The following is a 6,651-nucleotide window of genomic DNA, read 5'->3' as shown; positions in this document are numbered from 1 at the left end:
CCCCCGCCTGGGCCGGGGGGCCCCGGCGTTTCCCCCCCTGAACCCCTTGCCCCCCCGCCCCGCCCGCCCGCCCGGGGCCCCCCCGGGGGAGGGGGCCCCGGGGCGCTCGTGCGCGACCGTGTTCAGCCGGGCGCGGGGGCCGTGCCGGTGACGACCGCCTCGAAGGCGTGGAGATAGGCGTTCACCGGACGGATGTCGCCCGGCGGCAGCCCCGCCAGGGTCATCCGCTCCACCATGCTCTCCCTGGTGTGCTTCGCGCCGCCCACGTTGAGCAGCAGCAGCAGGTCCATCGCGGTGGTGAACTTCATGGAGGGGGTGTCGTCCACCAGGTTCTCGATCACCACCACCCGTGCGCCGGGGCGGGCGGCGGCGACCACATGGCCCAGGGTGGCGCGGGTGCTGGCGTCGTCCCACTCCAGGATGTTCTTGATGATGTAGAGGTCGGCGTCGACCGGGATCGCCCGCCGGCAGTCGCCCGGCACGATCGTCACCCGCCCGGCCAGCGCGCCGCCCGCCAGCAGCCGGGGATCGGCCTTGGCCACCACGTCGGGCAGATCGAGCAGGGTGCCCCGGACCTCGGGGTGCTTCTCCAGCAGCGAGGCGAGCACATGCCCCTGCCCGCCGCCGATGTCGGCGACCGAGCGGACCCCGGTGAGGTCGAGCAGCTCGGCCACCTCCAGCGCGGACTGCTTGCTGGAGGTGGTCATGGCCCGGTTGAACACCTGGGCCGACTCGTGCGCGTCCTGGTGCAGATACTCGAAGAAGCCCTTGCCGTACAGCTCCTGGAAGACCGGGCCGCCCGCCGGGCGCACCGCGTCGTCCAGCCGGGGCCAGGCCGCCCAGGTCCAGGGCTCGGTGCACCACAGCGCGATGTAGCGCAGGCTCTGCGGATCGTCCTCGCGGAGCATTCTGGACATCTCGGTGTGCCCGAAGGTGCCGTCCGGGCGTTCCTCGAAGACGCCGTAGCAGGAGAGGGCGCGCAGCAGCCGGCGCAGCGGCCGGGGTTCCGCGCCGACGGCCCCGGCGAGCTTCTCCGCGCTCGCGGGTACGTCGCCGAGGGCGTCGGCCACCCCGAGCCGGGCCGCGGCCCGCACGGCGGCGGCGCACGCGGCCCCGAAGACGAGTTCGCGCAGCCGCATGCCCGGGGGAGGGGCGGCGTCGACGGGGGCGGTCTGGACCGGTCGGGTACTGAGAGTGGTCATGAGGTCTCGCATCCTTGTGACGGGTGGAAAGCGCCCGCGCGGGCGTTCGAACGAGGCGGCCCCGGGCTCGGCGCGGGTGGCTCAGCACAGTCCGGCGGGCTCGGACGAGGCGCAGGTGTTGCCGGTGAACCGGTTGCCCCCGCCGTCGCCGCGGTGGACCAGATCGGCCCTGCCGTTGCCCTCGACCTCGTTGTTCACGATGACGTTGTCGGTGTTGGCAGCGCCCACCAGCGACTCGAACAGCACGATGCCCCCGGACATGGGCGCGGAGCCCACGTTGTCGCGGATCGTGTTGGAGCGGACGACGGTGGCCTCGGAGCCGGTGAGGACGATGCCCGAGCCCTGGATGACGGGCAGCCTGGCGGTGGCCGGACAGAGCCTGTTGTTCCCCGAGATGTCGTTGGAGCGGACGGTCATCGCCCCGGCGGCGGGCTTGGACTCGTCGCCGACGATGAACATCCCGGCGCAGTTCGCCGTGAGTTCGTTGTCCCGTACGGTCAGATTCCTGACCCGCCGCACGGTCACCCCGATCCGGTTGCCGCTCGCCGTGTTGCCCGCGATCAGCGCGCCGCCCTGGTCGGTGGCCCCGCCCTCGGCGTCGACGGCGTTGGCGAGGAAGATGCCCGCGTCGCCGTTCTCCCGGACGGTGTTCTCCCGGAACGAGCCCCGGACCGAGCGCTGCTGCGCCAGCCCCCAGACGCCGTTCTTCTCGGAGACCACCTGCCGTACCGAGAGCCGGTCGGTGCGGGAGGCCCACAGGCCGTGGCCCTTGAAGCCCCGCAGGGTGAGCGAGCGGACCGAGACCCGCTCGACGTCCGCGCCCTCGGTCCCGGTCACGCACACGCCGTGGCCCGCCCGCGCGCAGCCGTGGGCGTCCGCCGCCGCCGGCCCGGCCGGCGGGACCAGCACGGTCGCGGGGCCCGAGCCGCGCAGCGTCAGCCGCGCCGTGGTGATCAGCACGCTCTCGCGGTACGTGCCGGGGGCGAGGACGACGGTGTCCCCGGGTTTCGCGGCGTCGACCGCCGCCTGGACCGACTCCCCGGGGCGTACGGTGTGCCGCTCCGGGCTCTCGGCCGCCGGGGCGAGGCCGACCCCCGAGACCACGGCGGCGGCGACGGCCAGCAGCCGTCCGAGCTTCCTTCTCTGTCGCTTCTGGTGCTTTTGTCGTAGTTCCATGAGGCGAAGCTATGGGCGTTCATGAGGGCTCGCCACATGGAGTAGCCGGATGGGCGCGCGGGTCGCCTTCCCCGGCCGCCCCGGCCGCCTTCTCCGCTCCGCCCGGCCGTCTCAGCCGGCGCGGCCCCGTACCGCCTCCAGCACGGTCGGCGCGACCGCGGCCAGCGCCTCCGGACGGGTCATCCCCAGCCGGACGCACTCCACCGGGGTGTTCCGCACGGTCCCGGAGACATACGGCAGCCAGCTCCGCCAGCCGGGACCGGCCCGGTCCGGCTCCCGCGCGGCGGTGACGAAGGAGAGGTCGCCCCGGAAGGGCTTCGGCTCGAACCGGCTCGCCAGCAGGGCGTTGTTCACCGAGGACCGGTGCACGGCGGCCAGTTCGCGCTCGTCGAACTCGACCGGCACCCCGGCGGACCGCCGCAGCTCGACGCCCCGCGCGCCCGGCCCCGCCCCCTGTCCGGCCCGGGGCCCGGGCCCGGACTCCGTACGCCCCGGCGAGCCGTCGAGCACGCACAGCAGCCCGACCTCCTCGCCCTGCCGCTGCAACCGCACCGCGATCTCCTGGGCGACCAGCCCGCCGAACGACCAGCCGAGCAGATGGTAGGGCCCGCGCGGACGCACCGCGCGGATGTGCTCGACATACCCGGCCGCCATCTCCTCGACGCTCCCCGGCAGCAGCGCCGGATCGGTCAGCCCCGGATCCTGGAGCCCGTACACCGGAACCCCCTGCCCCAGCAGCCTCGGCAGCCCCGCGTAGCACCAGCTGATCCCCGCCGCCGGATGGACGCAGAACAGCGGCGCGCCCGTCCCCGCCGTCCGCAGCGGGAACAGCGTCTCCAGACCGCTCAGGGCGGGTCGCCCCGCGCCCCGCTCCGCCATCGCGGCGGCGAGCCCGGCGGGCGTCGGCGCGTCGAAGAGCCGCCGGACGGGCAGCTCCACCCCCAGTGTGGAGCGGATCCGCCCGATCAGCCGGGGCGCGAGCGCCGAGTCCCCGCCCAGCGCGAAGAAGTCCTGGTCCACCCCCACCGCGTCGGCCCCGAGGACCTCCGCGAACAGCTCGCACAGCAGATGCTCCCGCATCGTCCGGGGCCGCCGCCGCGCCGCCGCGGCCGGCCGGGGCCTCGGCAGCGCCCGTACGTCCACCTCGCCCTCGGCGTCCCTCGGCAGCCGGTCCACCACCACCAGCGCGGCGGGAACCAGCGAGTCCGGCAGAAAGCGGGCCAGATGGACCCGGACCGCCGCCGGGTCCAGCTCCTCCCTCCGGCCCGCGGGCACGAGATAGGCCGTCAGCCGGCGCTCCCCCGGACGGTCCTCGCGCAGCAGCACGGCGGCGCGGGAGACCTGGGGGTGGGCGGTGAGGGCGGTCTCGATGTCGGCCGGCTCCACCCGGCGGCCCCGGACGGTGATCTGACGGTCCGCGCGCCCCAGGTGGGTGAGGGTCCCGTGATGGCTCCAGCGGGCGAGATCGCCGGTGCGGTACATCCGCTCGCCGGGATGGAAGGGACTGGCCACGAAACGCCCGGCGGTCAGCCCCGGCCGGTGGAGATACCCCCGGGCCAGCGAGGGCCCCGCCAGATACAGCTCCCCGGGGACACCGGGGGGCACCGGGTTGAGCCGGTGGTCCAGCAGATGCACCCGGGTGCCGGGGAGCGGGCGGCCGATGGGCGGCGCGGTGGGCCAGGTGCGCGGATCCCCGGTGAGGAGCGCCGCCGTGGCCTGATGGGTCTCGCAGACGCCGTACTGATTCTCCAGCACCACCCCCGCCAGACCCGACAGCAGATCCACCGTCTCCGGGGCCAGCCGCAGCGCCTCGCCCGACACACTGACATGCCGCACCGCCAGCGCCGACGGCCGCTCGCTCCAGGCGACGGCCAGCCGGTCGAGCTGGGCGGAGGACAGCCGCACCCGCTCCACCCGCCGCCGCGACAGCAGCTCCAGCAGCCGCGCCGGATCCTGCCGCGCCCCGTCCCCCACCAGCACCAGCCGCCCCCCGCGCAGCAGGGTCACGAACACCTCGGGCAGCGACACGTCGAAACCGTGCGAGGCGAGCTGCGCGCACGAGCGGGCGGCGAGCCCCCTGGTCCGCAGCCGGTGCCCGTCGAAGCGCAGCACGCTCCGCAGCGCCTGCCAGGTCAGGGCGATGCCGCCGGGCGGGCCCGCCGGGCCCGGGGCGTGCACGATCTGGGCGAGGGCGTCCAGCTCCCGGGGGACGTCGGGCGGGGTGACGGGGCGGCCGACGGGCGCACTCCCGTCGTGGCGGAGCACCGGCAGAGCGCCGGTGGGCAGCCGGGGCGCGTGCGCGGCGTCGGTGAGGACGAGCCGCACCCGGGCGTCCCGGAACACCGGGGCGAGCCGCGCGGCGGGCAGCGCCGGGTCGAGCGGCAGACAGGCCGCCCCGGCCTTGAGCACGGCGAGGAGCGCGGTGACGGCGGCGAAGCCCCGCTCCAGGCAGATCGCGACGACGTCCTCCGGCCGGACCCCGTGCCCCGCCAGCAGCCGGGCGAGACGGTTCGCCCGGACGTCCAGCTCTCCGTAGCTCAGCTCCTCGCCCGCGTACTCCAGGGCCACCGCCTCCGGATCGGCGCGGACCACCTCCTCGAACCGGTCCAGCGGGTGCCCCTCGTACTCCTCCGGCCGCCCCCGGTCGTTCCACACCCGCAGGATCCGGTCCCGCTCCTCGGCGTCCAGCAGCGGCAGTCGGGCGACGGTACGGCCCGGACCGGCCGCGATCCCGGCGCACAGGGTGAGGAAATGCCGGGCCAGCCCGCGCACCGTCGCGGGCTCGAAGAGATCGGTGCTGTAGCGGAGCGTCCCGCGCGTCCCTCCGGGGCCGTCCGTCAGCTCCAGCTCCAGATCGAAGCGGGCCAGCCCGAGATCCGCGCCCGAGCGCTCGACCGACCAGCCCGCCGGCGCGGGACGGCCGCTCTCCTCCCCGTACGCGAAGAGGATCTGGAAGACCGGATGACGGCTCAGGTCCCGCTCCGGGGCCAGCTCCTCCACCACCCGGTCGAAGGGGACGTCCCCATGGCGCCGGGCCTCCCGCACCAGACGCTCCGTCCGCCCCAGCAGCTCGGTGAAGGCCGGGTCGCCCCGCCAGGTCAGCCGCAGCGCCAGGGTGTTGACGAGGAAACCGACCAACTCCCCGGCCCCGGGACCGGACCGCCCCGGCTCGGGGGAGCCGACGACGATGTCGCCGCCGCCCGTGTACCGCGCGAGCAGCACCTGGAAGGCGGTGAGGAAGACCGCGCGCGGCGTCGCCCCGTGCTCCCGGCCGATCGCGCGCAGCGCCTCGGCGGTCGCCGCCGGAACCGTGAAGTCCAGCGTCCGGCCGCGCCCGCTGAGCGCCCGGGGCCTGGGCCGGTCGGCGGGCAGCGCGGGCGAGTCGGGGGCCCCCGCCAGCAGCTCCGTCCAGAAGCGCAGCCGCTCCCCGGCCTCTTCCCCCGCCAGCCAGGAGTTCTGCCGGGCCGCGTGCTCCGCGTACTGGACCGCGGGCGGGGGCAGCGGCGAGGGCAGCCCCGCCGCGTACGCCTCGTACAGCGACGACAGCTCCCTCCACAGCACCTCCGCCGACCGGTCGTCGGCGACGATGTGGTGCAGATGGAGCGCGAGCCGGTGGCGGTCCTCGGCGACCTGGAAGAGCTGCGCCCGCAGCAGCGGGCCGGCCGTCAGATCGAACGGCCTGGCGGCCAGCCGCCGGATCCGGCGCAGGGCCTCCTCCTCCGACCCCCGCAGATCCTCGGTCTCCAGCACGAACACGGCCGAGGGGCTCACCACCGGGCGGGGGCGGCCCTGCGCCCCGGTGAAGGTGGTCCGCAGCACCTCGTGCCGGTCGCAGATCTCCCGCAGCGCCCGCGCCAGCACCTCCGCGTCGACCCGCCCCTCGATCCGCCACACCGCGGTGACGTTGTACGCGGGCGAGCCCGGCGTCAGCTGGTGGGAGAACCACAGCCGCCGCTGTGCGCACGACAGTTCGCCCGCCGGAGGATTCCGGACTCCCGTACGAGGGGTGAGAAGCCGGCCCGCGGGCGATTCTTCTAAACCGCCGACGCCGCCGCCCGCATCGCTGACGCCGCCGACCTCGCCGGCACCGCGCCGCCGCGCGTCGTCGCCGATCGCTCCGTGCATCCTCTTACGCTCCATCAGCCGACGGTGACAGCGGGGAAACTCGAAAAGATGTGCATATCTAAGCCTCCGTCGGGAACATAGCGATTTCCACGGTCCAGAAGCATTAGCGATGATATCGGCCCACGCGATTCCCTGATCCGGGATTCAG

3 protein-coding genes are annotated in these 6,651 nt (G+C 75.1%); all 3 read right to left on the bottom strand.

Annotated features, from left to right (window positions below):
* Positions 1-122: 122 nt before the first annotated feature.
* Positions 123-1,202 carry a methyltransferase gene (locus tag IE247_RS31095; protein ID WP_229869469.1) on the bottom strand — a complete coding sequence of 360 codons (1,080 nt, stop codon included), beginning with the start codon at positions 1,200-1,202 and terminating at the stop codon, positions 123-125.
* 81 nt (positions 1,203-1,283) lie between these two features.
* Positions 1,284-2,378, bottom strand: coding sequence for a right-handed parallel beta-helix repeat-containing protein (locus IE247_RS31090; RefSeq protein WP_190126681.1), 1,095 nt, complete (start codon positions 2,376-2,378; stop codon positions 1,284-1,286).
* Between the two features lie 111 nt (positions 2,379-2,489).
* Positions 2,490-6,518 carry a non-ribosomal peptide synthetase gene (locus tag IE247_RS31085; RefSeq protein ID WP_190126680.1) on the bottom strand — a complete coding sequence of 1,343 codons (4,029 nt, stop codon included), beginning with the start codon at positions 6,516-6,518 and terminating at the stop codon, positions 2,490-2,492.
* Between the last annotated feature and the right edge of the window lie 133 nt (positions 6,519-6,651).

The sequence above is a fragment of the Streptomyces inusitatus genome (genome assembly GCF_014651115.1).
GTDB classification, from domain to species: Bacteria; Actinomycetota; Actinomycetes; order Streptomycetales; family Streptomycetaceae; genus Streptomyces; species Streptomyces amakusaensis.
Note: the sequence above shows the minus strand (reverse complement) of the source record. Positions and strands in the feature narration are given on the sequence as shown.